The 25,476-nt window shown below is 71.0% G+C and carries 18 protein-coding genes and 1 pseudogene; 12 read left to right on the top strand and 7 right to left on the bottom strand.

The annotated features are described in order from the left end of the window. Window positions 1-215 precede the first annotated feature (215 nt). The 4 genes from treZ (at window position 216) to GTY96_RS15690 (ending at window position 5,772) form a co-directional block, all read left to right on the top strand. Entirely contained in the window at window positions 216-2,063 is a 1,848-nt protein-coding gene (gene treZ, locus GTY96_RS15675; RefSeq protein ID WP_161665149.1) for a malto-oligosyltrehalose trehalohydrolase, read from the top strand. 361 nt (window positions 2,064-2,424) lie between these two features. Then, complete coding sequence (locus GTY96_RS15680; protein ID WP_161665150.1) at window positions 2,425-3,702, top strand: discoidin domain-containing protein; 1,278 nt, start codon at window positions 2,425-2,427, stop codon at window positions 3,700-3,702. A gap of 152 nt (window positions 3,703-3,854) precedes the next feature. After that, entirely contained in the window at window positions 3,855-5,285 is a 1,431-nt protein-coding gene (locus tag GTY96_RS15685) for a M20 family metallopeptidase (RefSeq protein ID WP_143903889.1), read from the top strand. A 67-nt stretch (window positions 5,286-5,352) separates the two neighbouring features. After that, complete coding sequence (locus GTY96_RS15690; protein ID WP_143903891.1) at window positions 5,353-5,772, top strand: VOC family protein; 420 nt, start codon at window positions 5,353-5,355, stop codon at window positions 5,770-5,772. A gap of 92 nt (window positions 5,773-5,864) precedes the next feature. Here the strand turns inward: GTY96_RS15690 and GTY96_RS15695 are convergent, their stop codons facing one another. The 3 genes from GTY96_RS15695 to GTY96_RS15705 all read right to left on the bottom strand — a co-directional run bounded on the left by GTY96_RS15695 (window position 5,865) and on the right by GTY96_RS15705 (window position 9,325). Next, entirely contained in the window at window positions 5,865-7,466 is a 1,602-nt protein-coding gene (locus tag GTY96_RS15695) for a serine/threonine protein kinase (RefSeq protein WP_143903893.1), read from the bottom strand. Between the two features lie 131 nt (window positions 7,467-7,597). Continuing rightward, window positions 7,598-8,359, bottom strand: coding sequence for an ABC transporter permease (locus GTY96_RS15700; RefSeq protein WP_143903895.1), 762 nt, complete (start codon window positions 8,357-8,359; stop codon window positions 7,598-7,600). Between the two features lie 24 nt (window positions 8,360-8,383). Then, on the bottom strand, window positions 8,384-9,325 hold the full coding sequence (locus tag GTY96_RS15705; protein ID WP_143903897.1) for an ABC transporter ATP-binding protein: 942 nt from the start codon (window positions 9,323-9,325) through the stop codon (window positions 8,384-8,386). Between the two features lie 185 nt (window positions 9,326-9,510). Here GTY96_RS15705 and ettA point away from each other — a divergent pair, with 185 nt between their 5' ends. The 3 genes from ettA to GTY96_RS15720 all read left to right on the top strand — a co-directional run bounded on the left by ettA (window position 9,511) and on the right by GTY96_RS15720 (window position 13,958). Continuing rightward, complete coding sequence (ettA, locus tag GTY96_RS15710) at window positions 9,511-11,190, top strand: energy-dependent translational throttle protein EttA (RefSeq protein WP_161665151.1); 1,680 nt, start codon at window positions 9,511-9,513, stop codon at window positions 11,188-11,190. Window positions 11,191-11,215: 25 nt separating this feature from the next. Then, complete coding sequence (pdxR, locus tag GTY96_RS15715) at window positions 11,216-12,673, top strand: MocR-like pyridoxine biosynthesis transcription factor PdxR (RefSeq protein WP_161665152.1); 1,458 nt, start codon at window positions 11,216-11,218, stop codon at window positions 12,671-12,673. A gap of 124 nt (window positions 12,674-12,797) precedes the next feature. Beyond that, window positions 12,798-13,958 carry an ATP-grasp domain-containing protein gene (locus GTY96_RS15720; RefSeq protein ID WP_161665153.1) on the top strand — a complete coding sequence of 387 codons (1,161 nt, stop codon included), beginning with the start codon at window positions 12,798-12,800 and terminating at the stop codon, window positions 13,956-13,958. Between the two features lie 3 nt (window positions 13,959-13,961). Here GTY96_RS15720 and GTY96_RS15725 read toward each other — a convergent pair whose 3' ends face one another. Then, complete coding sequence (locus tag GTY96_RS15725; RefSeq protein WP_328700897.1) at window positions 13,962-14,540, bottom strand: DUF2378 family protein; 579 nt, start codon at window positions 14,538-14,540, stop codon at window positions 13,962-13,964. A 10-nt stretch (window positions 14,541-14,550) separates the two neighbouring features. After that, window positions 14,551-15,324, bottom strand: coding sequence for an alpha/beta hydrolase (locus GTY96_RS15730; protein WP_143903905.1), 774 nt, complete (start codon window positions 15,322-15,324; stop codon window positions 14,551-14,553). A gap of 194 nt (window positions 15,325-15,518) precedes the next feature. Here GTY96_RS15730 and GTY96_RS15735 point away from each other — a divergent pair, with 194 nt between their 5' ends. The 3 genes and pseudogenes from GTY96_RS15735 to GTY96_RS15745 form a co-directional block, all read left to right on the top strand. Next, entirely contained in the window at window positions 15,519-17,720 is a 2,202-nt protein-coding gene (locus GTY96_RS15735; protein ID WP_201756101.1) for a hypothetical protein, read from the top strand. A gap of 12 nt (window positions 17,721-17,732) precedes the next feature. Then, window positions 17,733-19,499 carry a hypothetical protein gene (locus GTY96_RS15740; RefSeq protein ID WP_328700899.1) on the top strand — a complete coding sequence of 589 codons (1,767 nt, stop codon included), beginning with the start codon at window positions 17,733-17,735 and terminating at the stop codon, window positions 19,497-19,499. Between the two features lie 2 nt (window positions 19,500-19,501). Then, window positions 19,502-19,936 (top strand): annotated as a pseudogene (locus tag GTY96_RS15745) (thermonuclease family protein); the annotation flags it as partial. Between the two features lie 63 nt (window positions 19,937-19,999). Here GTY96_RS15745 and GTY96_RS37205 read toward each other — a convergent pair. Beyond that, a complete protein-coding gene (locus GTY96_RS37205) occupies window positions 20,000-20,707 on the bottom strand; it encodes a hypothetical protein (RefSeq protein ID WP_201756140.1) in 708 nt (235 codons plus the stop codon). Window positions 20,708-21,157: 450 nt separating this feature from the next. Between GTY96_RS37205 and GTY96_RS15750 the strand changes: the two genes are divergently transcribed. Both GTY96_RS15750 and GTY96_RS15755 read left to right on the top strand, forming a co-directional pair. Continuing rightward, a complete protein-coding gene (locus tag GTY96_RS15750) occupies window positions 21,158-23,419 on the top strand; it encodes a PAS domain-containing protein (protein WP_143904276.1) in 2,262 nt (753 codons plus the stop codon). A 162-nt stretch (window positions 23,420-23,581) separates the two neighbouring features. Next, complete coding sequence (locus GTY96_RS15755; RefSeq protein ID WP_143903907.1) at window positions 23,582-24,403, top strand: erythromycin esterase family protein; 822 nt, start codon at window positions 23,582-23,584, stop codon at window positions 24,401-24,403. Between the two features lie 15 nt (window positions 24,404-24,418). Here GTY96_RS15755 and GTY96_RS15760 read toward each other — a convergent pair whose 3' ends face one another. Then, entirely contained in the window at window positions 24,419-25,342 is a 924-nt protein-coding gene (locus GTY96_RS15760) for a TerC/Alx family metal homeostasis membrane protein (protein WP_143903909.1), read from the bottom strand. Between the last annotated feature and the right edge of the window lie 134 nt (window positions 25,343-25,476).

Raw genomic sequence — 25,476 nt, forward strand, 5'->3', positions numbered from 1 at the left:
GGTCTTCCGCCATCGACGAGGCAGGGACACTACCCAGGAGATTTGGATGGGGCAACAGGACGTCATGGGTCCATGGCCTCCCAGGAAGGCGCCCCGGTCCACCGTCCGCCGGTCCGCACTCGCGGGCTCCCGGAGGTCGGCCCGTGAACAGCGCCGTTCCTCACGTGCGACAGGCGCTCCCCGTGTCCCCGTTCGCGCGTTAACAGGGACGCGACATGGCTCAATCGACGGAAGCACGGTCCCTCGCGCCCCGGCTGGGTGCCTGGGTGGAAGCAGGTCCCTCGGTGCGCTGGCGCGTCTGGGCGCCCGGTCACGAGCGCGTGGACGTGGTGCTGTACGACGCGAACGACCGCGCCCTCTCCACGCTGCCCTTGAAGCCCGAACCCGATGGCTGCTTCGGCGGCACGCTGGTCCGGCAAGGCGAAGGCGTGCGCTACAAGCTCCGCGTGGACGGGGGCGACCCCTTCCCCGACCCCTGGTCCCGCTCGCAGCCCCTGGGCGTGCACGGCCCGTCGGAGGTCGTCGTCGCGGACCATGGCTGGACGGACTCGCGCTGGAAGGGGCCGGATCCGCGCGCCCTGGTCATCTACGAAGTGCACGTGGGCACCGCCACGCCCGAGGGCACCTTCGAGGCGCTCATCCCCCGGCTCGCCCACCTGCGCGAGCTGGGCGTCAACACGCTGGAGCTGCTCCCCGTGGCCAGCTTCCCCGGCACCCGCAACTGGGGCTACGACGGCGTGGACCTCTTCGCGCCGCAGGCCACCTACGGCGGGCCCGGCGGCCTGCGCAGGCTCATCGACGCCGCGCACGCGCACGGGCTCGCGGTGCTCATCGACGCCGTCTACAACCACTTCGGACCGGACGGGAACTACCTGCGCGCGTACTCGCCCCACTACTTCACCGGCCAGCACCACACGCCGTGGGGCGACGCGGTCAACTACGACAGCGAGGGCAGCCGCTTCGTGCGCTCGCTCGTGCTCTCCAACGTGGAGATGTGGATCCGCGACTACCACGCGGATGGCCTGCGCCTGGACGCCGCGCACGCCCTGGTGGATGACGGCCAGCCCCACCTGCTCACGGAGATCGTCGAGCGCGCCCACGCCGCGGGAAAGGGCCGCCGCGTCGTCGTCATCGCGGAGGATGAGCGCAACGAACGCAAGCTCCTCACCCCCGCGTCCGAAGGCGGCTACGGCCTGGATGGCGTCTGGGCGGATGACCTGCACCACCAGCTGCGCCGCGCCTTCGCGGGCGACCACGAGGGCTACTACCAGGACTACACCGGCGGCACGGAGGACCTCGCCACCACGCTGCGGCAGGGCTGGTTCTACACGGGCCAGAGGTCGAAGAACCTGGGCCACGCGCGCGGCACGCCGTCCGAGGGGCTGGCGCCGTGGCACTTCGTCCACTGCATCCAGAATCATGATCAGGTGGGCAACCGGCCCTTCGGCGACCGCCTGTCGCAGGACGTGTCCCCGGCCGCCTACCGCGCCATGAGCACGCTGCTGCTCCTGTCTCCCTTCACGCCGCTGCTGTTCATGGGCCAGGAGTGGAACGCGCGCACGCCGTTCCTCTACTTCACCGACCATCACGCGGAGCTGGGCCGGCTCGTCACGGAAGGGCGCCGCAAGGAGTTCGCCGGCTTCTCCCGCTTCAAGGGCGAGGAGGTCCCCGACCCGCAGGCCCGCGACACCTTCACCCGCTCCAGGCTGGACTGGGGGGAGCTGGAGGCCCCCGAACACGTGGGCGTGCACACGCTCTACAAGGAGCTGCTGCGCCTGCGCGCCACGGAGCCCGTGCTCACCAGCCGCAAGGGCACCCACGACGCCCGCTCGCTGGGCCCGGACGCGTTCGTGCTGGAGCGGCGCGCGGAAGGGGACGCGCTGCTCGTCTTCGTGAACCTCCGGGGCTCGCTCGTGCACACCCTGCCGCCGCGCGCGAGCGCCGGCATCGTGATGTGGAGCGAGGCGCCGCGCTTCGGCGGCTCCGTGGAGGCGTCGCCGCTCACCGGCAGCATGGTGCGCCTGGTCGGTCCCTCCGCGGCGGTGGTGAAGCTGCGCGAGTAGTCATTCCAGACAGCCGGTCACAATCCCACACGCATCGCGAGACGGTGTTTCACGCGCGGCCCGTCACCTCGGAAGCGGGGCGGACGGGCCGTCGTGTATTCGTCGGTGAAACAACAAGTCACGGGGAATGGATGCGGGGGGGCTCCGGTACTCGGTGCGCCGCACCGAGCAGGACGCGTCCGGAGCCCTGCGGGATGACGTGGAGCCGCCTTGGAGGCTTCCGCGCGCCCTGGCCGTGAGGGGCCTCGGACGCCAGCAGGTCCACGTGCCGCGAGAGGCCGCGCGATGTCACGGGTCCGGCCTCTGTCGCCGTGCCCGTGGGGACGCGTGTCCCCTCATGGCCCCGTCGTGAGGAAGCACCTTGTCCCAATCCCATACGTCGAACCCGTCCCGGGGGGGATGGAAGCGCCATGTCACCACCACGAGCGCGCTCATGCTGCTCGTGTCCGCGGGGCCCGCGCTCGCCGCGTCTGGTTTCACCGCCGTCACCGCCAGTGGCGATGACGGCAACAAGCCGTCAGCCACCATCGACGGCAACCTCACCACGCGCTGGTCCAGCGACGGCGTGGGGCAGTGGCTCCGGGGCGACCTGGGCAGCGTGAAGTCGCTGTCCGCCGTGGACATCGCCTGGCACCGGGGCAACGAGCGCACCAACACGTTCGTGCTCGCCACGTCCACGGATGGCAGCACCTGGTCCACCGCCGTCTCCGCGAAGTCGTCCGGCACCACCGCCAACTTCGAGCGCTACAGCTTCAGCGCGCGCGACGCCCGCTACGTGCGCGTGACGGTCAACGGCAACTCCCTCAACACCTGGGCCAGCATCGCGGAGTGGGCCGCCATCTTCACGGACGCCACGCCGCCCGCGGGCACGGACCGCTTCGGCGTCACCATGCTCTACCCCTCCAAGCCCGGAGGCGAGGCGTGGACGCTCGCGGACAACGCCCTGGCGGACGGGCGCTTCGACGCGCAGAACCCCATCACCCGCAACAGCGACGGCTCCTGGAAGATGAAGGACTCGCAGGTGCGGATGAGCGTCTTCACGTCCACCGGCTACGACGAGCGGAAGATCCCCACCTACGACCGGGACGTGCTCGCCAGCCGCGGCTACATGCAGGCCGCGAACGACTGGAAGAACATCGAGATGACCGGCTTCGTGAAGCTGAACAGCGTGTCGGACACGTCGGACAACTTCGACTGGTACGCCCGGGGCGGCAAGCACAACGACGACCACTCCGGTTGTGAAGGCAGCAGCTACAAGGCAGGTCTCCACTACGACGGCCGCGCGCGCTGGCAGAAGGAGACGTGGCACGTCTCCTATGAGCAGGTGCCCTACAAGCCCGCCACCTCCGCGCTCAAGGGCCGCTGGGTGGGCTTCAAGTCCGTGATGCGCAACATCACCGTCAACGGGCAGATCGCCGTGAAGCTGGAGATGTACGTCAACGAGAACGCCGACAAGGTGACGTGGAAGAAGGTCTACGACTACACGGACGCGGGCCGGTGGGGCGGCGACGCCCAGCACTGCGGCGGCGCCGTGGGCGGCATGCCCATCACCTGGGGCGGCCCCATCGCCGTGTTCCGCTGGGACAGCGCGAAGGACGTGGACTTCAAGTGGCTGAGTGTTCGCGAAATCCAGCCCTGAGCGCCGGGTGAAACGGGCTTCGCGCGCGGTCTGACGCAGGACGGCAGGCCGCGTGCGGGGCAGCCGGGGAGGCCGGGGCATTCTGCCCCGGCGTCCTGGGTCGGGGGCTTTCCATCGACAGGGGACGCGGCGGTGGGCAGCATGGCGCCGCCATGAACGTCGACCAAGCCCTCGCCTCGTCCGAGCGCATCTGGGAGCAGGAGATCCTCCCGGCGCTGGAGCGCTACATCCGCATCCCCAACAAGTCGCCCGCCTTCGACCCGGACTGGGTGAAGTCCGGCCACATGGAGCAGGCCGTGCAGCTCATCTCGGACTGGTGCCGCGCGCAGGCCGCGCACCTGCCGGGGCTGACGGTGGAGGTGGTGCGGCTGAAGACGGCGGACGGCAAGGACCGCACGCCGGTCATCTACATGGAGGTGCCGGGCACGCGCGGCGACGACACGGTGCTGCTGTACGGGCACCTGGACAAGCAGCCGGAGATGACCGGCTGGCGCGAGGACCTGACGCCGTGGACGCCGGTGCGCGAGGGCGACAAGCTCTTCGGGCGCGGCGGCGCGGACGACGGCTATTCGGCGTTCGCGTCGCTGTCCGCGCTGCGGCTGCTCAAGGAGCAGGGCGTGCCGCACGCCCGCTGCGCCATCATCATCGAGGCGTGCGAGGAGAGCGGCAGCTACGACCTGCCCGCGTACATCGAGGCGCTGGCGCCGCGCATCGGCAAGCCGTCGCTGGTGGTGTGCCTGGACTCGGGCTGCGCGAACTATGACCAGCTCTGGATGACCACCAGCCTGCGCGGGATGGTGGCCGGCAACCTGCGCGTGGACATCCTCACGGAGGGTGTGCACTCCGGTGACGCGACGGGCGTGGTGGCGTCGTCCATGCGCATCATGCGGCAGCTGCTGTCGCGCGTGGAGGACGAGCAGACGGGCCACATCAAGGTGGCCGCGCTGCACACGGAGATTCCGGAGGGCCGGCGCGCGCAGGCGAAGGCCGCGGCCCAGACGCTGGGCGACGAGCTCTACACGAAGTTCCCCTGGGTGGAGGGCGCGCGCCCGGTGACGGTGGACGGCGAGGAGCTGGTGCTCAACCGCACCTGGCGTCCGGCGCTGGCGCTGACGGGCGTGGAGGGCGTGCCGGGGCTGGCGAGCGCGGGCAACGTGCTGCGGCCCTTCACCACGTGGAAGCTGTCCATGCGCATCCCGCCGCGCGTGGACCCCAAGGCGGCCTCGAAGGCGCTGAAGGAGACGCTGGAGAAGGACCCGCCGTACGGCGCGAAGGTGTCCTTCGACGGGGACAAGGCGTCGGTGGGCTGGGACGCGCCGCCGCTCGCGGGCTGGCTGTCGAACGCGGTGGAGTCCGCGTCCAAGGCGTGCTTCGGCAACCCCGCGATGGCCATGGGCGAGGGCGGCACCATCCCGTTCATGGGCATGCTGGGCGAGCGCTTCCCGGAGGCGCAGTTCCTCATCACGGGGCTGCTCGGGCCGGGCAGCAACGCGCACGGGCCCAACGAGTTCCTGCACATCCCCACGGGCAAGAAGCTCACCGCCAGCGTGGCGAGCGTCATCGCGGATCACTTCAAGCGGTAGCGACGTCACGGCGGGACGGGGCCCTGGATGCGCCCCGTCCCGGTGACACACGGCACCCGAGCACTCCATGCCCAGCAAGCCCCGCAGGACAGCCCACGTCCGGTCTCAGCCCCTCATCGCGGTGCGCGACGTCGCCGCGAGCAGCCGGTGGTATCAGGCGCTGCTCGGCTGCGAGAGCGGCCACGGCGGGGATGAGTACGAGATGCTGGTGAACAACGGCGAGCTCGTGCTCCAGCTCCACGCGTGGGACCTGGACGAGCACGCGAACCTGATGGGGGCGGACGCGGCCCCGCACGGGCACGGCGTCCTGCTCTGGTTCGAGACCACGGACTTCGACGCGTCCGTCGAGGCGGCCCAGGCGCTGAAGGTGGACTGGGTCGAGGAGCCGCACGTGAACCCGAACTCGCGGCGCTGGGAGCTCTGGGTGCGCGACCCGGACGGCTACGTCGTCGTCGTGTCAGCCGAGTCCCGCGCGCGGCGCTCCTGAGCCAGGGCCCCGGAGGGCCGTGGACTCGCGGCGGGGAGGCATCGTCGCGACAGTCTCCGTGGGTCCGCCGACCGGCGGCACGAGGAGGCGCCTCAACGCCCCGTCTTGATGCCCAGCGACGATGTCGAGGGAGGTTTCCTCGGCGGCGGCGTGGGCCGCGTCACCCGGCGTTGGAGCTCCACCGCCAGCGTGGGCGCGTCCGCCGCGGACACCTGCCGCGTCACCGGCTCGTAGCCATTGAGCGCGACCGTCACCGCCACCGACGGCTCCCCGGGAATCAGCGGCAGGGAGACAGGCGTCGTGCCGCGCTCCTCGCCGCCCACCTGCACCGTGGCGCCAGGAGGGTCGCTCTTCACCAGCAGCTGCACCGGCTGGGGCGCGACGGGCTCCGGGGCCGTCTCCGGCGGCGCGGTCCGTGTCTCGTCCGCGGGGCGCGTGGCCACCACGGCCGGCGTCTGGGGAACCGTCGCCCCGCTGGCGCCGCGCAGCAGCACCACCGCCGCGCCACCCGTCACCAGCGCCACGCCGCCCACCACGTAGGGGATCCAGGAGCGCCGCTTCGGCGCCTCCTGCACCAGGGCCGCGGTGTTCCGCGTCTTCTCCGGCTCCACGCGCGTGGGCGGACGGGACGGCGGGCCCACCAGCTTCGACGCCCGCGAGGCCACGTTCCCCCGCGCACCCGACGTGGGCACGCCGCCGCGCGACGAGTTGGACTGCGAATCCAGGTCCGCGTCCTCCGCCAGTTGGTCCAGCTTCGCCGGGTCGGACTCCGTGGCGATGCGCTCCGCGTACAGCTCCCGCAGGTACGCGGCCAGGTGCGCGCTGCTCGACGGCAGCCTCAGGTTGAGCGCCCAGTCCTCCAGCGCCAGCCGGAACGCGGCGCAGTCCGGATAGCGGGCGTCCGGCGAGGGCGCGAGCGCCTTGAGCACCACCTCGTCCAGGCCCGGCGGCAGCTTGGGGTTGAGCTGTGACGGCGGCGGCACCTGGCAGTCGCGCACCAGCCGCAGCGTCATCAGGTCCGTGTCACCCTTGAAGAGCCGCTTGCCCGTCAAGAGCTCCCACATCACCACGCCCAGCGCGAACTGGTCGCTGCGGCCGTCCACCGCGAGCCCGTTGGCCTGCTCCGGGGACATGTACGGGTACTTGCCCTTGAGCACGCCCGTCGCCGTCTGCTGTCCGCTGGTGGCCGCCTTCGCCACGCCAAAGTCGATGACCTTCACGCCCCCGTCGAACCCGACGAGCACGTTCTGCGGCGACACGTCCCGGTGCACCAGCTTCAGCGGCTGACCGTGACCGTCCCGCGCGCCGTGCGCGTAGGACAACCCCGCCGCCGCGTCCGCGATGATGCGCACCACCAGCCCCACCGGCAGCGGGCGCTCCTGCTTGCGCGCGAAGCGCTCCAGCCGCCGCACGTCCTCGCCCTGCACGTACTCCATCGCCAGGCAGTGCCGGCCTTCAATCTCCGTCAGGTCCAGGATGGTGATGAGGTTCGGGTGGGACAGGCGCGCCACCAGCCGCGCCTCTTCCAGGAACATGTCCAGGAACTCTTCGTCCTCGGCGAGGTGCGGCAAGATGAGCTTGAGGACGACCAGCCGCTCGAAGCCCGTTCCATGCTCGCGCGCGAGGAACACCTGTCCCATCCCGCCCGACGCGATTTTTCGCAACAGCTCGTATTTCCCGAAGCCCACCGCCATTGGTGTCCGGGAGGATACCGCGCTTTCTCATCGTGCGGGAAACAGCCGATCTCCAAAAAGACAGAGGCCCTGTCCGGCGGGGAGGGGCCCGCCTCCCTCCCCGAGAGGGAGTCAGGCGGGCCCCGGGCTGGCTAGGCCTTCATCTTGTAGCCGGAGCGCAGCACCCCGTAGGTGATGGCGGTGGCGACGGCGGCGGTGAGCGCGAGGATGGCGCCTCCGACGAGGGGCGAGAACAGGCTGCTGCCCAGCATGCCGTAGCGCAGGCCCTCCACCATGTAGACCATGGGGTTGAAGAGGCTGACGTGGTTCCAGGGGGAGGGCAGCTCGCGCACCGAGTAGAAGACGCCGCCCAGGAACGTGAGGGGCAGCATGACGAAGGTGGGGAAGAAGTTGATCTGCTCGAACTTCTCCGCCCAGACGGCGGCGAGCATGCCCAGCACGCTGAACACGTAGCTGGAGAGCACGAGGAAGTAGAGCGTCGCCAGCGGGTGCTCCAGGCTGAAGCCGGAGAAGGCGGCGGCCACCCCCCAGGTGAGCAGGCCCACCACCAGGCCGCGCACCATCGCGCCGCCGATGAAGCCCACCATCAGCTCGCCGGGCCCCAGCGGCGCCACCAGCAGGTCCACCACCGTGCCTTGAATCTTGGTGATGAACAGCGAGGAGCTGCTGTTGAGGAACGCGTTGTTGGCGATGCCCAGGAACACCAGGCCGGGCACGATGAAGTGCAGGTACGGGTGGCCCTCCACCTCGTGCACGCGACCGGAAATCGAATAGCCGAAGACGATGAAGTACAGCGTGGTGCTGATGAGGGGCGATAGGACGGTCTGGCCCGGCACGCGCATGAAGCGCCGGACCTCCTTCGCGAACAGCGTCTGCATCCCGAGGACGTTCATGAGGTGGTTTCGTGGAAGCGGGGTTCAGGCGGCCTGCGAGGGGCGGCCGCGGAGGATTTCGATGAGCACGTCTTCCAGGCGCGAGCGCCGCGTCTCCACCTCGGAGATGGGCAGCCCGTCGGCGTAGAGCGAACGGAGCAGCTCGCCGGAGGGGGCGCAGTTGTCGCGCTCCACGTAGGTGAGCGTGCGGCCCTCGGCGGACAGGCTCGCGGCGAAGCGCTGGCCAGCGGCGGGCATGGCGGCCTGCGCCTCGGAGAAGGTGACGACCAGGCGCTTCTCCCCGAAGCGGCGCAAGAGGGCGGCCTTGTCCTCCACCATCAGGAGGCGGCCCTCGTTGATGATGCCCACGCGGTCCGCCAGCTCCTCCGCTTCCTCCAGGTAGTGGGTGGTGAGGACGATGGTGGTGCCCTCGCTGGCGATCTTCTTCACGTACGTCCAGAGGTCGCGCCGCAGCTCCACGTCCACGCCCGCGGTGGGCTCATCCAGGAAGACGAGCTTCGGCTTGTGGACGAGCGCCTTGGCGATGAGCAGCCGGCGCTTCATGCCGCCGGACAGGGCGCGCGTGAGCGAGTCCTTCTTGGCCTGGAGGTTGAGGGCGGTGAGGACCTCGTCGATGCGCGCGTCGTCGCGGGGCTGGCCGTAGTAGCCCTGCTGGATGCGCAGGGACTCCCCGACGGTGAAGAACGGATCGAAGTTGATCTCCTGGGGGACCAGGCCCACCTGGTAGCGGGGGCCGTTGGGGTCCTGGTCCAGGTCCTTGCCGAAGACCTTCATGGTGCCAGCGGACTTCCGCACGAGCCCGCACACGCTGCCGATGAGGGTCGTCTTGCCGGCCCCGTTGGGGCCCAGGAGGGCGAAGATTTCTCCGGGGCGGATGGTGAGGTCCACGGAGTGGAGGGCGGTGAAGTTTCCGTAGCGCTTGGAGAGGCCCTGCAGCTCCAGGGCGGGGGGCGTAGGCTCGGACATGGGGGGCTTCCTCTAACACCTTCGAATTCGGTTCGCAGGGTGAGCGAGCCGGCGTTTTCGCTCTTGGGCGGGTGACGCGCCCCGTCCAACCGGACACGGCGGGCCGCAGGCGTCTTGAGCCGGATGGGGCTCCCTGCTATCCGCTCATGCCCGCTCACGTTCCAGCGAATACCGAGGAGGCCGCCATGGCCCAGAATTTCATCTTCACGATGCAGGACCTGCGCAAGGTCAAGAACGGCAAGGACATCCTCAAGGGGATCTACCTGTCGTTCTTCCCGGGCGCGAAGATTGGCGTGATTGGCCCCAACGGCTCCGGCAAGTCCACGCTGCTGCGCATCATGGCGGGGGTGGACACGGAGTTCTTCGGCACCGCGAAGCCGGACCCCACGGTGAAGGTGGGCTACCTGGCGCAGGAGCCCCAGCTGGACACGACCCTGGACGTGAAGGGGAACGTGGAGCTGGGCCTGAAGCAGATCCGCCAGGCGTTGGACCGCTTCAATGAAGTGAGCGCGAAGTTCGCGGAGCCCATGAGCGACGCGGAGATGGAGAAGCTGCTCGCCGAGCAGGCGAAGCTGCAGGACACCATCGACGCGACGAACGGCTGGGAGCTGGACCGCACGCTGGAGATGGCGATGGACGCCCTGCGTCTGCCTCCGGGTGACGCGGACGTGACGAAGCTGTCCGGCGGTGAGAAGCGCCGCGTGGCGCTCTGCCGCATCCTGCTGGAGAAGCCGGACCTGCTCCTCCTGGACGAGCCCACCAACCACCTGGACGCGGAGAGCGTCGCGTGGCTGGAGCAGGCGCTGAAGGCCTATACGGGGACCATCGTGTGCATCACGCACGACCGGTACTTCCTGGACAACGTGGCCGAGTGGATCCTGGAGCTGGACCGCGGCGAGGGGGTGCCCTGGAAGGGGAACTACTCCAGCTGGCTGGACCAGAAGCAGAAGCGGCTGGAGCTGGAGGAGAAGTCGGAGAGCCACCGCCAGAAGACGCTCAAGCGCGAGCTGGAGTGGGTGCGGGCGTCTCCGAAGGCGCGTCAGGCGAAGAGCAAGGCGCGCATCTCCGCGTACGAGGATCTGCTCAACCAGTCGCAGGAGAAGCGCGAGCCCACGGGCGAGGTGCTGATCCCGCCGGGTCCGAAGCTGGGCGGGCTGGTGGTGGAGGCGAAGGGGCTGCGCAAGGCGTATGGGGAGCGGCTGCTCATCGACGAGCTGAACTTCAAGCTGCCGCCGGGCGGCATCGTGGGAGTGATTGGTCCGAACGGCGCGGGCAAGACGACGCTGTTCCGGATGATGACGGGCGCGGAGAAGCCGGACGCGGGCGAGCTGCGGATCGGCGAGACGGTGGTGATGGCCTACGTGGACCAGAGCCGCGACGCGCTGAACGGCGACCAGACGGTGTTCCAGGAGGTGAGCGGCGGCCTGGACCACCTGGACCTGGGCAAGGCGGGGCAGGTGCCCAGCCGCGCGTACCTGGCGGGGTTCGCGTTCAAGGGGCAGGACCAGCAGAAGCGGGTGAAGGACCTGTCGGGCGGCGAGCGCAACCGGGTGCACCTGGCGAAGATGCTCAAGAGCGGCGGCAACCTGCTGCTGTTGGACGAGCCCACGAACGACCTGGACGTGGAGACGCTGCGCAGCCTGGAGGACGCGCTGCTCAACTTCGCGGGCTGCGCGGTGGTCATCAGCCACGACCGCTGGTTCCTGGACCGCATCGCCACGCACATCCTCGCGTTCGAGGGCGACAGCAAGGCGTTCTTCTTCGAGGGCAACTTCGAGGACTACGAGGCGGACAAGAAGAAGCGCCTGGGCCCGGACGCGCTGGAGCCGCACCGCATCCGCTACCGCCCGCTGCAGAAGAACTGAGGACGCGCCGTCCGGGGAGGCAGGCATGGCTCGCTGGACGCTGACGGTTCCGCTGGACGCAAGGTCGCCGACGCCGCGCTTCGTGCAGATCGCCCGGGCGCTGGCGGAGGACGTGCGGCGCGGCCGGCTGCGTCCCGGGGAGCCGCTCCCCGGCAGCCGCGCGCTGGCGGTGTCCCTGGGCGTGCACCGCAACACGGTGCTCGCGGCGTACCAGGAGCTGGAGGCCCAGGGGTGGATCATCACCACGCCGGGCCTGGGCACCTTCGTCGCGCGGGCTCCTCCGGATGGAGCTGACGCCACGCCCTCAGCGAGGGCCTCGCGGGAGCTGGGCTTCGCGTTGCCTCCGGCCGTGGAGGCCCGCGCGGTGCCTCGGAGGGCCGGGCCTGCGGGTGGCGCGTTGATGTTGGTCAGCGGCGGCCCGGATGTGCGGCTGCTGCCTTCGGACCTGCTCGCGCGCGCGTACCGGCGGGCCTTGAAGCGCGGTGGGCAGAAGCTGCTCGACTATGACGCGCCGCTGGGACACGCGGGGCTGCGTGAGGCCTTGGCCGCGATGCTGGCCTCGCTTCGCGGCATGGCCGTCACCCCGGACACGCTGATCATCACCCGGGGCAGCCAGGGGGCGCTGGACCTCGCGGCCCGTACCCTGCTTCGTCCCGGTGACACCGTGGCGGTGGAGTCCCCGGGCTACCTTCCGGCGTGGGATGCCTTCCGCCTCACGGGGGCGAACGTCGTGCCCGTCCCCGTGGACGCGGAGGGCCTTCGGGTGGACGTGCTGGAGCGCCTGGGGCCGGTGCGCGCCGTCTACCTCACGCCGCACCACCAGTACCCCACCACGGTCACGCTCTCCGCGGAACGCCGGCAGCGGTTGCTCGCGTGGGCCCGTGCCTCGAACGTCGCGCTCATCGAGGACGACTACGACCACGAGTTCCACTTCGAGGGTCCTCCCGTGCTGCCGCTCGCGAGCGAGGACCGGGATGGACTCGTGCTCTACGTGGGCACGCTGTCCAAGGTGCTCGCGCCGGGACTTCGCCTGGGCTTTCTCTCCGCGCCCGCGCCGTTCATCGCTCGCGCGTCCGCGGTGCGCGCCGCCGTGGACCGGCAGGGCGACCTGGTCACCGAGGCCGCCGTCGCCGAGCTGCTGGAGGAGGGTGAGGTTCAGCGCCACGTTCGCAAGATGCGCGCCGTGTACCGCTCCCGGCGGGATGTGCTGGTGGATGCGCTGCGCGCGTCGTTGGGCTCCGCGCTCGACTTCACCGTGCCCGCGGGGGGAATGACGCTGTGGGCGCGGTGTGCCCCCGGCGTGGACGCCGCCGCGTGGGTGGAACGGGGCCTCGAGGAAGGCGTCGGCTTCCTGCACGGGGGGCACTACACCTTCGACCGCGAACCCCTGGACGCGCTGCGCCTGTGCTTCACGCCGCTCCAGGAGGACGAGCTGCGCGAAGCCGTGCGCCGCATGGCCCGTGCGCTGACCGCCGTGGCGTGAGTGTTCCCCGGGAGCGCCGCGGGGGCGAACCTCCGCGGGTGGACACTGTTCCCCGCCGGGCTTCTAGGGCGAGGGTGGTGCCGCTATGGTCAGTCCCCAGCGGAGGACTCGCCCGCCAGGAGCCATGAACTTCGTCTTCATCTCCCCCCACTTCCCCTCCCAGTACTTCCACTTCGCCGCCGCCCTGCGCGAGCGCGGCGTGTCCGTGCTGGGCATTGGTGACGCACCCTACGAGTCCCTGCGCTCGGAGCTGCGCGAGTCGCTGCGTGAGTATTTCTTCGTCCCCAGCCTCAACGACGCCGACGCCCTCCTGCGCGCCACCGGCTACCTCACCTGGCGCCACGGCCGCGTGGACCGCATCGAGTCCCTCAACGAGTCCTGGTTGGAAGTGGAGGCCCGCCTGCGCGAGGACTTCCACGTCCCCGGCCTCCAGCCTCCCGACATCCTCAAGCTGCGCTCCAAGTCCGGCATGGCGGAGGTCTTCCATGCGTCTGGCGTTCCCCACCCGGACCTCCTGCGCGTGCGCGACGCGGAGCAGGTGAAGGCCTTCGCCGCCCGCGTGGGCTACCCGCTCGTGCTCAAGCCCGACGTGGGCGTGGGCGCCGCCCACACCTTCAAGGTCGCCAGCGACGCGGAGGTGGACGCCGCGCTCGCCCACCCGCTGCCCACGTCCTACGTCGCGCAGCCCTTCGTGCGCGGCACCATCGTCACCTACGACGGCATCGTGGACCGCCACGGCGTCATCGTCTTCAACCTCAGCCACGAGTACAGCGACGGCGGCATGGAGACCGTCACCGAGCGGCGCGACATCTCCTTCTGGAGCCTCCAGCACATCCCCGCCGCGCTCGACGTGCTGGGCCGTCAGGTCGTCGCCGCCTTCGGCCTGCGCGAGCGCTGGTTCCACCTGGAGTTCTTCCGGCTGCCCGACGGACGCTTCGTCGTGCTGGAGGCCAACCTGCGCCCGCCCGGCGGCTTCATGACGGACATGATGAACTATACGTGCGACATCGACGTGTACCGGCTCTGGGCCCGCGTGGTGACGGGCGACCCGGTGGCGGACTTCCAGTACACGCCGCGCCACCACGTCTGCCACAGCGCCCGCCGTCACGGCCGGCGCTACCTCCACTCCCATGCGCAGATCGTCGAGCGGCTGGGGAGGTCGCTGCTCGTGCACCGCGAGCTGCCGCCCATCTACCACAGCCTCCTGGGAGAGGAGATGTACCTCACCCGCCACGCGGACCTGGAGTCCATGCAGGACGCGGTGCGCTTCATCCAGGCGACGTGAGCGCTACGGCTCCGCCGTCCAGGTGAGCGACAGCACCGTGCGGCCTTCGCCTTCGTGCAGCTTCGTCGCTCGGGGGGCCTTCGCGCCGCCCGCGCCCAGCAGGGCCTCGAACAGCGCCTCCGTGTAGCCGGGCGCGTCCATCACCGAGTTGAGCTCCAACTCGTAGTGCGCCGGGCCTCGCTCCGTCAGCGTCACCTCCGTGTAGTTGTCCGTGCCGCGCAGCACCTCCGGCAGGCGGCGCACGACGTGCGTGGGCCCCAGCACGCGCATCACGCCCATCACCGCGCGCCCCAGCAGCGTGGCGCCGTAGCCCTCCACGTGCGCGTGGGCGAGCCGGCTGAAGGCCTCCGTCCGGGGGAGGCCGGGATAGACCTCCTCGATGACGATGTGCAGGCACCGGCTCCAGAGCGGCACCGGGTAGAGCGGGAGCAGCGGCCGGTCCAGGTCCACGCCCGCCTGGCGCAGCCGTTCCCGCAGCCGGGGCGACAGCTGGCCGCGCAGGCCGTGCTGGAGGAGCCCCTCCACGACCTGGACGTAGACCTGCCGCTCTCCCAGCGGCACGGACCGGGGGCGGTGGGTCACGGACGCGGACTCACCCGAGCAACCACTGCATGGCGCCGGGCAGTCTGCGCTGCCAGTCCTTCTCGTGGTGCTCGCCGCCCGGCTCCAGCACCAGGGACACCTCGTGGTCGGCGTAGCCCAGGTCCTTGAGGTGGCGGAAGAAGTCGCGCGTGCCCCGGCCATAGTCCAGGGGCAGGCCGCCCGCGTGGATGTATTCGGTGTCGCCGGCGTCCAGGTAGATGCGCGACCAGCGCCGGCTGTGCGCACGCCACGCGTCGAACAGGCGGCCCTGGCTCCACATCACCGTGGGCGACAGCGCGCCGATGCGCCCGAACACCTGCGGGAACTTCCATCCCAGGTACAGCGAGATGAGCCCGCCCAGGGATGACCCCATCGTGGCCGTCCACTCGCTGCCCGCGCGCGTGCGGTACGTCTGGTCGATGTATGGCTTGAGCTCGTCCACGAGGAAGCGCCCATAGGCCTCGCCGCGCGCGGCCACGCCGTTGCGAGGCTCGTCCCACGGCGAGTACTCCTGGAAGCGGCCCGGTCCGGAGTCCACCGCGACGATGAGCCACGGCTCCATCCGCCCCGCGTTCACACTGTCCTCCGCGACGCGGTTGGCGCACCACGTGTCGAAGACGGCCGACTCGGGGTGCGCGAAGACGTTCTGCCCGTCGTGCATGTAGAGCACCGGGAAGCGGTGGTCCTGCCACGCGTCGTAGGTGTCCGGCGTGTAGATGCGGACGGTGCGGTTGAACCCCTCCTGGGGAGAGGGGAAGTGGCGAAGGATGTGGACGTGGCCCATGTGCTGTTCTTGGGGCCGGGAAGGCCGACCCTCGCGAGATGTGGCCCGGAGCATAGCCGCACCGCCCGACGCCATCGTGGTGGGGAGGGCGTGCCCGTCCCTCGCCTGGACGCCGCGTCCCGGGAAGGGACGGGCGATTCGGCTGGGGCTTCCTGTAGGGAAGGGTGGTCCCACTCGTGCAGAGGGCCCGCCGCGTGCGTCCCGTCCTCTGCTGCCTGTGGCTGTACCTGCTGGGTGTCCCTGCCGTGGCGCGCGCCGCGTCCTATGAGGTCGAGCCCGAGGACACCGGGGAGGCCGCGTTGTTCGCGCTGCGGGAGGATGGCGCCATCACGGCGGAGACGCTGGCGGCGCTCCTGGTGCTGCGGCGTTCGGGAGTGGATCCGGCGCATGCGTCGCGTGCGGCGCTCTATGCATTGCCCGGGCTGACGTACGCGCGGGTGGATGGGCTGCTGGAGGGCACGGGGAGCGCAGGGGTGGTGCCGAGCGGGCTGGCGCCCCTGGCTCGCGAGGAGCGCACTTCAGCGGCGGCGGAGGTGCGGCCAGAGTCGTTGGCTTTCGAGTCGCGCACCGCGTCGGAGGCGAATGAGCGGCGACGCCCTCCGTTGGTTTCAGGAGGACGGGCGGGGCTGACGGCGGAGGAGCGGCGGAAGCTGGCGCCGTTCTTGATGATGGCGCCTTCGGACCGGGTGTCAGGGGACGCGCGGCTGCTGACTGCGTTCGCCGTATCGGATCCGGTGCTGCCGCCGTTGGCGCTCCAGGTCCGCGTGGCGGGACCGGAGGGCTGGCGTGTGGGGCTGCTCACGTCGATGACGCGGCGGCGATTGGGCACGGTGCACCGGGATGCGAGTCAGCGGAGGCTGGTGGCGGAGGCGCCCGGCGTCTCGGTGGTCATGCCCAAGTTCCACGGACAGTGGATGGGCGAGCGAGCATCGGTGCTGGTGGGAGCGTACCGGCTGGGCTTCGCGCAGCGGCTCACGTTGGACACCACGGGACTGCCCACGCCGGACGGCTTCCTTCCCGACGACGCCGTGCGCGTGCCCGGGGACGTGGAGCGGTGGTGCTTCCTGGGGGAGGGCGCCTGCACACCCGAGGAGCGCGCCGTGGACGTGACGCCAGACTTCCACTGGGAGGAAGGCTTTCGGGGCGTGGTGGGCACGGTGCGCGGGGCGGTGGGGACGGACGCGGAGCTCTCCGCGACGGGCTTCGGTTCGTATCAGTCCCGCTCCTTGCTCTCGCACGCGCTGATGGACAGGGCGTCATGCGAGGGGAGCCGCTGCAAGGCGCCCGCGGTATGGCTCGCGGGAGAGAAGACGCCCATGGGGCGCGTGGTGTCTCGTTCGCTTCCTGGCGTGTTCCGTGAGTGGGCGGGAGGAGGTCACGCGACGCTCTCATGGACGCCGCGAGCGCAGGTGGGCGCGACGGCCTGGGGGGCTCTGCCGGTGTGGAGCGTGGAAGGGGCTTCGCTCGATTTCCGCTCCACCGCGGGCTACCCGGCGGGCGGCGCATTCGGCGCGGTGGGAGTCGACGGCGCGTGGGGGCACGGCCCGGTGGACCTCTTCGTGGAGGCGGCGCGTACGTTCGATGCGGCGCCAGGTGGGGGTGGCGGGTTCGGCGTGCTCCAGCGCACGGTGGTGGCGGGTGCCGCGCAGGAACTGGAGGTGTCGCTGCGCGCCTACGGTCGAGGCTTCGCCAATCCCTACACGGGGGCGATGTCCGGGCCGGACGAGCTGGAGGGCTCACGGGCTCGGAACGAGGTAGGTGCGCGCGTGCGCTACCTGCACCGGCTGGAGGGTGCGTTGCGGCTGCGCGGAGAGGTGGATGCGTGGACGCTTCCCTCCGACGGCGCGGTGGTGGGCAGCGCGGGCACGGTGAACCTGCGGGCCTCCGCCCGTGTGGACTGGCGGGTGCATGCGCTCTTCCAGCCGTCGCTGTGGGGCGAGTACCGGGACAAGGACGTCGGCGTGGCGGGCGACTGCTTCGACGGCTCCGCCGAGGCGCCCTGCTCGGGGTCGCTGCTGCGCATGACGGCCCGTGTGAAGGCGGAGCTTCACGACGCCCTGACCGTGGCCGCGCAGTACGCGCATGCACGCGTGGATGATCCCGTGAACGCAGGCGTGCGCGTGGACGCGCAGGCCGTGGTGGAGGCCCAGGTGCGGCCTTGCGAGGCCGTGCGGTTGCGGGGGCGGGCCGTGTGGAAGGACGAGGACCTGTCGACGCGCCACCGGCTGGAGCAGTCCTTCCGGGCGACGCTCGACGCGAGCTGGGCGGCGGGGGACGCCGTGACGACGCGGGCCCGGTACGCGTGGCGGATCGACCTGAAAGACGCACGAGGTGCCCGGACGCCGCCGGATGCGCCCCGGCACCTGTTCGCGCTGGAAGTGGAGACGCGGTTCTGAAGGGAGCGGAGTGTGGCGGCTTGGGCAGTGAGGGGATGGGGCGTGGGGCTGGGGTTGGGATGGGCGCTGGGGGTGTTGGGAGGTTGTGGGTTGCCCACGTGGGAGGAGGAGCCACCGGCCTGCGCGGCCCTGTTTCCGGGCGCCCTCGTCATCACCGAGTACCTCAACGACCCCACGGGCGCGGACACCGGGAAGGAGTACGTGGAGCTCCACAATCCCTCGCGGGAGACCGTGGACCTGCTGGGGGTGACGCTCTTCACCGCTCGCGACGAGGCGGCGCAGGAGCGGGCCTATACGTTCACCACCGCGTTGCCCGTGGATGCGGGCACCTTCGTCGTGCTGGGCGATGTGCGGGACGGGCCGCTGCCCGAACATGTGGACCAGACGTATGGGGATGCGCTCGGCGCGCTGGGGAACAGCGCGGGACTGCTGGGTCTGCGGTGTGGGACGCGTGTGCTCGACACGGTGGCGCTCACCGCGCCGGAGAAGTCGGGTGTGGCCCGGACCTATGACGGCCGGCTCGTGCCAGAGGCGGAGGGCAATGACGACCTGTCGCGCTGGTGTGACGCACCGGAGACCGTGCCGGGCGGGACCCGTGGCAGTCCGGGGAGCGCGAACGCGCCGTGTCCTGCTGTGGCGGACGCTGGCGCGTCCGGCGTGGATGGTGGTCGTGTCGTGACCTGTCTGCCCCCGGGGGCGCTCTCTCCCCGGGAGGTCCAGTCACCGCGTCCAGGTCAGCTGATCATCACGGAGGTGATGGCCAACCCGCGAGGCGATGACACGGTGGGCGAATGGCTGGAGGTGCGCGCCACCGCGCCCGTGGACCTCAATGGTCTCACGGTGGGAACGGACACGTCGGGTACCCGGCTGGAGTCGGAGCGCTGCATGTCCCTTGCTTCGGGAGAGACGGCGCTGCTCGCCCGCAGGCGCGAGTCCGACGTGAATGGGGGCCTCCCGGAGCCACTGGCCACCTTCTCGGTGGACCTGCGCAACACGGGCGGCGCGGTCTCCCTGCGCGTGGGAAGCGTGCTCATCGACAGCGCGGTGTATGGCCCGGCACAGGATGGCGTGGCCACCCAGGTGTCCGCGCCGCTCACCGAGGATGCGAGGGGCAATGACGTGCTGACGTCCTGGTGCGCGGCCACGGAGCCCTACGGTGACAAGGGCAACCTGGGCACACCCGGACGGCCCAACCGCGTCTGCGTGAGCGCGGACGCCGGTGTCTCCCAGGCTGGCTGCATCGACCGGACGACCGGGCAATCGCGCGCGCTCCGCGTCCCGGCCGCGGGCTCGCTGGTGCTCACCGAGTTCATGGCGGACCCTTCCGCCGTCCCGGATGCGCTGGGCGAATGGGTGGAGGTGCTCGCGCTGCGAGAGGTGGACCTCAACGGGGTGACGCTCTCCAACGAGACAGGCAGCACGGTGCTGGAGTCGCCGCTGTGCCTTTCGATGAAGGCCGGGAGTCACGCCGTGCTCGCGCGCAGCGAGGATGCTTCGCTCAACGGGGGACTGCCCTCGGTGTTTGGCACGTTCGGGTTCGGCCTGGGCAACGGCGCGGGAGCGCATGTCCTGAAGCTCGCGATGAGGGGAATCCTGTTGGACTCGGTGGCCTTCACGAGCGCCGCGATCCCCGGTGTGTCGTCGCAGCTGGATGCGCGCGCGCGGGACGCCTCCGCGAATGACGCGGCCGGAGCCTTCTGTCCGACGCCCGCGGGCGTGACGTACGGCGTGGGGGACCGGGGCACTCCGGGCCGTGAGAACCGGAGGTGCGCGCCATGAGGATGCACGTCGTGGGATTCCTGCTGCTGCTGGGCGTCCTGTCCGCGTGCGGGGGCGAGGAGGGAGAGTGCGGGCCGCGTACGGGCGTGGTGACGCAGGTCATCGACGGAGACACGGTGGTGCTCCAGGACGGCGAGCGGATCCGCTACCTGCTCGCCGACACTCCGGAGACGACGCGCGGCCACCACGACTGCTTCGGTGAGGAGGCCGCGGCGTTCAACCGCTCGCTCGTGGAGGGCCGCGCGGTGCGGCTGCGGGACGCGGAGGCGTGCACGGACCGCTTCGGACGGAGGCTCGCCTACGTGTCCGTGGACGGCCAGGACGTGAACGCGCTCCTCGTGGAGCGTGGCTACGCGTGCACGCTGTTCATCCCCCCGGCCGGAGCCTCCCGGCGCGGTGAGTTCGAGTCCCTGGAGCTGGAGGCCCGCCGCGCCCGCCGGGGCCTGTGGGGGCGCTGCCCGGCGCCGTGCCCGCGGGGACGGCGCCCGGAGGGGTCCACCCTACGGAAGCGCGTCCGTCACCGCCTGGGCCAGCTCCGAGTCCAGCGGCCAGGCCGCGGGGTGGCGCGACGTGGTGAGGTCCAGCGTGCTGTCCGTGAGCTTCGCCTGGAAGGAATCCCCCACGAACAGCCGCACCTTGCGCACCTTCTCGCGGAGCACGTCGCCCACGTCGGGCGTCCTGGCGAGCTTGCCCAGGACCTCGCCCGTGCGCTCGACGAGCCACGCCAGGGGCTGGATGAAGGCGTCCTGCTCCAGCTCCGTACCCGTGCCGAACTCCGCCGTCACCGGCGTGCCCCAGGCGCTGGACAGCTTGTCGGCCATCGCGGGCAGGTGCCTTCGCAGGTGCATCGGCGAGGACTCGGGCATCGACCTGGCGGGCGTGTCCAGCATCGTGGCGTCGTGCAGCGTGAGCGCCTCGATGACCCCGTCTGGCACGAACGTCACGTCCAGGCCTTCGCCGCGCGAACCGTAGCCCCCCGAGGTGATCAACAGCACCCCCCGGCCGTGGCGGAACTCGCCATACTCCCGGACGAAGCCCGTCAGCTCGCGGCCACTGCGCAGGAACACCGTCACCTGCGGCAGGTTCAGCGGCAGGCCCGCGGCGCGGCGGCGCATGAGCGAGCTCATCGCCTCCAGCACCTCCCAGGCGCTCCGCACGTTCCCCCGGCCCAGGGACTCCAGCGGATCCACTGGCTGGGGCGCGCTCATGGCTGGGCCTCCCCCGTCAGGGCGGGTCCCTGGGGCCATGCCCCCGGGGGCAGCCGCCCCGTCGTCGTCGCGCCCGCGTCCTGCCCGCCGGTCCTGCGTTCCGCGAATGCCATGCGCTGTGTCCTCCCGTGTGCCTGGGCGCCAGTCTCTCTCATGTCACTGGCGGGACCCAGCGCCCCGCGAGGGCCTCCCATGGCCGCCTGCCACCCCCCGGGGGTCCACCCCAGCGGTGGACAAGCCACCCCACCCCCTCCCGCAGGCCCCATCCTGCGCGCGGGGGACCATGACCATCTTCCCTCCACTCCGGGCGCGTCCAGGGAGCAGGGGCACGGTGACACACACTCTTCCGACAGCAGGCGGCCTGCCTTTGCTGACCGGTGTCTCCGGAGTGCCGGAGGCGTGCGCTCCCTCCCTGGTCCCCGAAGCCTCGGGGAAGGCGCGGGCGGTGGCATGAACCCCTTCGCCTCCACGTCGGATTCGCTCGCGGACCTCGTGGAGGGCCTGCGCGACGACATCATCCGGCGCTGGGGCGCGCGCGTGCGGCCGTCCATCGGGGACATGCACGAGGAGTTCCAGGAGCGGTCGCGCGGGATGCTCCAGCTGGTGGATGCGCTGGTGCTCGTGCTGCGCCAGGGCGGGGCGACGTGGGACGCGGAGCCGGTCCGGGCCCAGGCCCGCGAACTCGGGCAGCGGCGCTTCCTGGCCGGCGCGCGGGTGGAGGCGCTGGTGGAGGAGCATGGCCTCCTGCGCGAGGCCATCCTGGAGACGTTGGATGACTCCCACCACCCCCTGGGGGTGTACGAACTGCGGGCGCTCTGGCGCGCGCTGGATGGCAGCCTGACGGAGGCCGTGGCCCGCTACGTCCACGAGCACGAGCAGGCGCTGCGGGCGCGGGAGCGGCGGCTGCAGGCCATCCTCGACCATGCGCCGGCCGCCATCTACGCGAAGGACCTGGGCGGGCGGTACCTCTTCGTCAATCGCCCCTTCGAGGCCCTCTCCGGACACACGCGGGCGGAGGTGCTGGGGCACGCGGACCGGGAGCTGTTTCCGCGGCGCACCGCGGAGCGGTTCCAGGAGAACGACCAGCAGGTGCTGACGGTGCGCAAGCCGCTGGTGTTCGACGAGGAGGTGCTCCAGCCCGACGGGCTCCATGTCTACCACACGGTGAAGTTCCCCCTCCCCACCATCACGGACGGAGAGGCGTGGGCCGTGTGCGGCGTGTCCACGGACATCACCGCCACGCGCATGCTGCGCCAGGAGCGCGACGAGGCCCGTGAGCAGCTCCAGCGCGTGCTCACCCAGCTGCCCGTGGTGCTGTGGGCCTTCGACCCCCACGGCGTGTTCACCCTCTTCGAGGGCGAAGGGGTGACGACCACGAGCCTGCCCTCCCAGGCGATGCGCGGGCGCTCCGTGTTCGAGCTCTTCCGGGACCGGCGGGACGTGGTGGAGGTCGTCCAGCGCGCGCTGGCGGGGGAGCGGCTGTCCACGGAGCTGTACTTGATGGGCGTCTGGTTCGAGGTCCGCCTCATGCCGATGCTCGACCCGGGGGGGCGGGTGGTGAGCGTGTCGGGCGTGTCGCTGGACATCACCGACCGGCGCCGAGCGGAGCAGGAGCTGCGCGCGTCGGAGACGCGCTACCGGCTGGCCACCCTGGCCACCCGCGACATCATCTGGGACTGGGACCTGGTGACGAATGAAATCCACTGGAGCGAGCTGGCCGCGCGCATCCTCCGGCTGGACACGTCCCCGGGAGCGCCCCCCATGGACATGGCGTGGTGGACCGACAGCCTGCACCCCGACGACCGCGACCGGGTGACCCACGAGCTTCAGGAGGCGCTGGACAGCCGCGAGGGCCACTGGCTGGCGGAGTACCGGCTGCGGCGGGGTGACGGCACCTGGGCCTTCGTCGAGGACCGGGGCCGCGTGGTGAAGGACCTCCAGGGCCGCGCGGTGCGCATGGTGGGCGCCATGCAGGACGTCACCGGCAGGCACGAGGAGGAGGCGGAGGCGCGGCGCCGCGCGGAGTTCGAGCAGCTGCTCATCGGCATCGTCGGACACGACCTGCGCAACCCCATCTCCGCCATCACCATGGCGGCCACGATGCTGGCGAAGCGCGAGGAGGCCGACCCGCGCGACCAGAAGGCCATCGCCCGCATCCTCTCCAGCGCGGAGCGGGCCCACCGCATGCTGCATGACGTGCTGGACTTCACCCAGGCCCGCCTGGGCGGCGGCATTCCCATGGCGCCCCGCGAGGTGGACCTCATGGAGCTGGTGCGGCAGGTGGTGGACGAGGTGCAGCAGGCCCACCCGGACCGACGCCTGCAGGTGGACGGCCCGGGCGCGGCGTGGCTGTGGTGCGACCCGGACCGGCTGGCGCAGGTCATCACCAACCTGGTGAACAACGCGCTCGCCTATGGGGACGCGCTCTGCCCCGTGCGCGTGCGGCTGCGCGGCCAGACGGGCTCCGTGACCCTCGCGGTGAACAACCAGGGGCGCCCGATTCCGCGGGACCTGCTGCCGCACCTGTTCGAACCCCTCAAGCGCGCGGAGGCCCGCGAGAGAAGCCATCCCGCCCACGGGCTGGGCCTGGGGCTGTTCATCGTGAAGCACATCGTGGATGCGCACTCGGGCCGGCTGCGCGTGCGCTCCACCGCGCAGGACGGCACCACGGTCCTCGTGCTGCTGCCGCGACGCCCCCTCTTCGAGGGCTGACGGCGGCCCTCCGGCCGTCGCGGGGCCTGCACGTCCGCCTGGACCCGGGCGGCAAACTCCGCGGACCGCCGTGGCGCGCTTGCCCTGGGCGGACGGCCCGGATAGCAACGGGGCTCCGGCGCGGGATGGCCTTGCCTTCCGGATGGGGAGCGGAGCGTGGCAATGAACAAGAAGTGGGTCATCGGTCTGGGGCTGGGCTGCGGCGGGGTGCTCGTGCTGGGCGTGGTGGGGCTGGTCGCGGCGGGCTACTGGGCGAACGCCAACATGGGCGGCTCCGGCGTGGACGCGGTGATGGACGCGCAGGCGCGCACCCAGCGGTTCGCCGAACTCAACACCCTCCATCCCTTCACGCCGCCCGCCACGGGCGGCGTGCTGAAGCTGGAGGAGGCCCGGCTGGAGACCTACCTGACCGCGCGCGAGGCGACCCTGCCCGCCTTCCACATCATGGAGAAGGAGTCCGTCGCCTTCGTCGAACAGCATGGCGCGGAGCTGGACCGCCGGGACACGCGCTCCCTGCTCAAGGCCGCGGGCGCCTCCATGCGGATGGTGGGCAAGGTCCAGGCCGCCCTCATCCAGAACCTGGAGGCCCACGCCATGTCTCCCCTGGAGTTCCAGACCCTCACCACCGTGGTGTACCCACCGCCCCCGTCGGCCCAGCCCCTGGACGCGGGCGTGGCGGCGGTGTCCCGGCCCACGGATCCGGAGAACATCGCGGCCCTGGAGCAGCAGCTGGCCGCGCTCACGCCCCAGCTGGAGGATCCGAAGCTCACCGAGGCGCAGCGGCTGCAACTGGAGCAGCGCCGCGCGGGGCTGCGCAAGTCCCTCACCCAACTGGAGCAGGCTTCGGGCAAGGACGTGAAGGACGCCAACGCCGCGCTCCTGAAGAAGCACGAGGCGCGCATCGCCCAGGCGGCGAACCCGCTCTTCGACCAGCTCCTGGTCAACCCCAAGCCGCCCGGCACCGCGCGCCGGCCCTCGCCCTGAGGAGGCGGGCTTCGCTCAGACCTCCACCTCGCGCCCGGCGCGCCGGTGCGCGAGGCTGGCCCACACCGCCGCGCCAATGACGACGAGGATGATGGCCACGGAGAGCAGCGGCGGGATGCGCACCCACTTCTCCACCACCAGCTTCACGCCCGCGAACGCCAGCACCCCCGCGAGCCCGTAGTGCAGGTACTTGAGCTGCCCCACCGCCCCGGCGATGACCAGGTAGAGCGCGCGCAGCCCCAGGATGGCGAAGGCGTTGGAGCTGTAGAGGACGAAGGTGTCGGTGGTGACGGAGAAGGCCGCCGGCACTGAGTCCACCGCGAACAGGATGTCCGTCACCTCCAGGCCCACGAGCGCGAGCAGCAGCGGCGTGGCGAGCCTGCGGCCCTGCTGCTTCACCACGAAGTGGGGGCCCTCCACCTGGTCCGCCACCGGCAGCCGGTGCGACAGCCAGCTCACCACGCGGTTGTCCTGCTCCTTCGACGGGTCCTCGCGCAGCACCCGCCACGCCGTGACGAGCAGGATGGCGCCGAAGACGTACGACACCCAGCCCCAGCGCTGCAGCGCCGCCGCGCCCACGAAGATGAACAGGGCCCGGAACACCAGCGCGCCGAAGATGCCCAGGAAGAGCACCTCGTGCTGATAGCGCTGGGGCACGTTCAGGCTGCGGAAGATGACAAGGAAGACGAAGACGTTGTCCAGGCTCAGGCTCTTCTCGATGAGCCACGCCGCCAGGTATTCGTGGCCCTGCTCGCTGCCCAGCGCCACCCACACGAAGCCGCAGAAGCACAGCCCCAACCCCACCCACGCCAGACTCCACAGGAGGGCCGCGCGGCGAGACTGCCCCCTACCTCCCCGGTGGGCCAGCAGGTCCACTCCCAGCAACGCCAGCAGCAGCGTCCAGAAGACAATCCAGGCCCAGGCAGGGGTGCTTTGCATGACGCCTCCAACCTAGGCATCCCCCTCCCATTCGCCTGGGAAAGGGTTCGCTGGGAGTCAAATCCTACCCATATCCGCGGTCATGACCCACCGTGCGGCTCGGGCAGCGGAGGAGCGGGCGAGCGTTGTCTTCT

The sequence above is a fragment of the Corallococcus silvisoli genome (genome assembly GCF_009909145.1).
Lineage (GTDB): Bacteria > Myxococcota > Myxococcia > Myxococcales > Myxococcaceae > Corallococcus > Corallococcus silvisoli.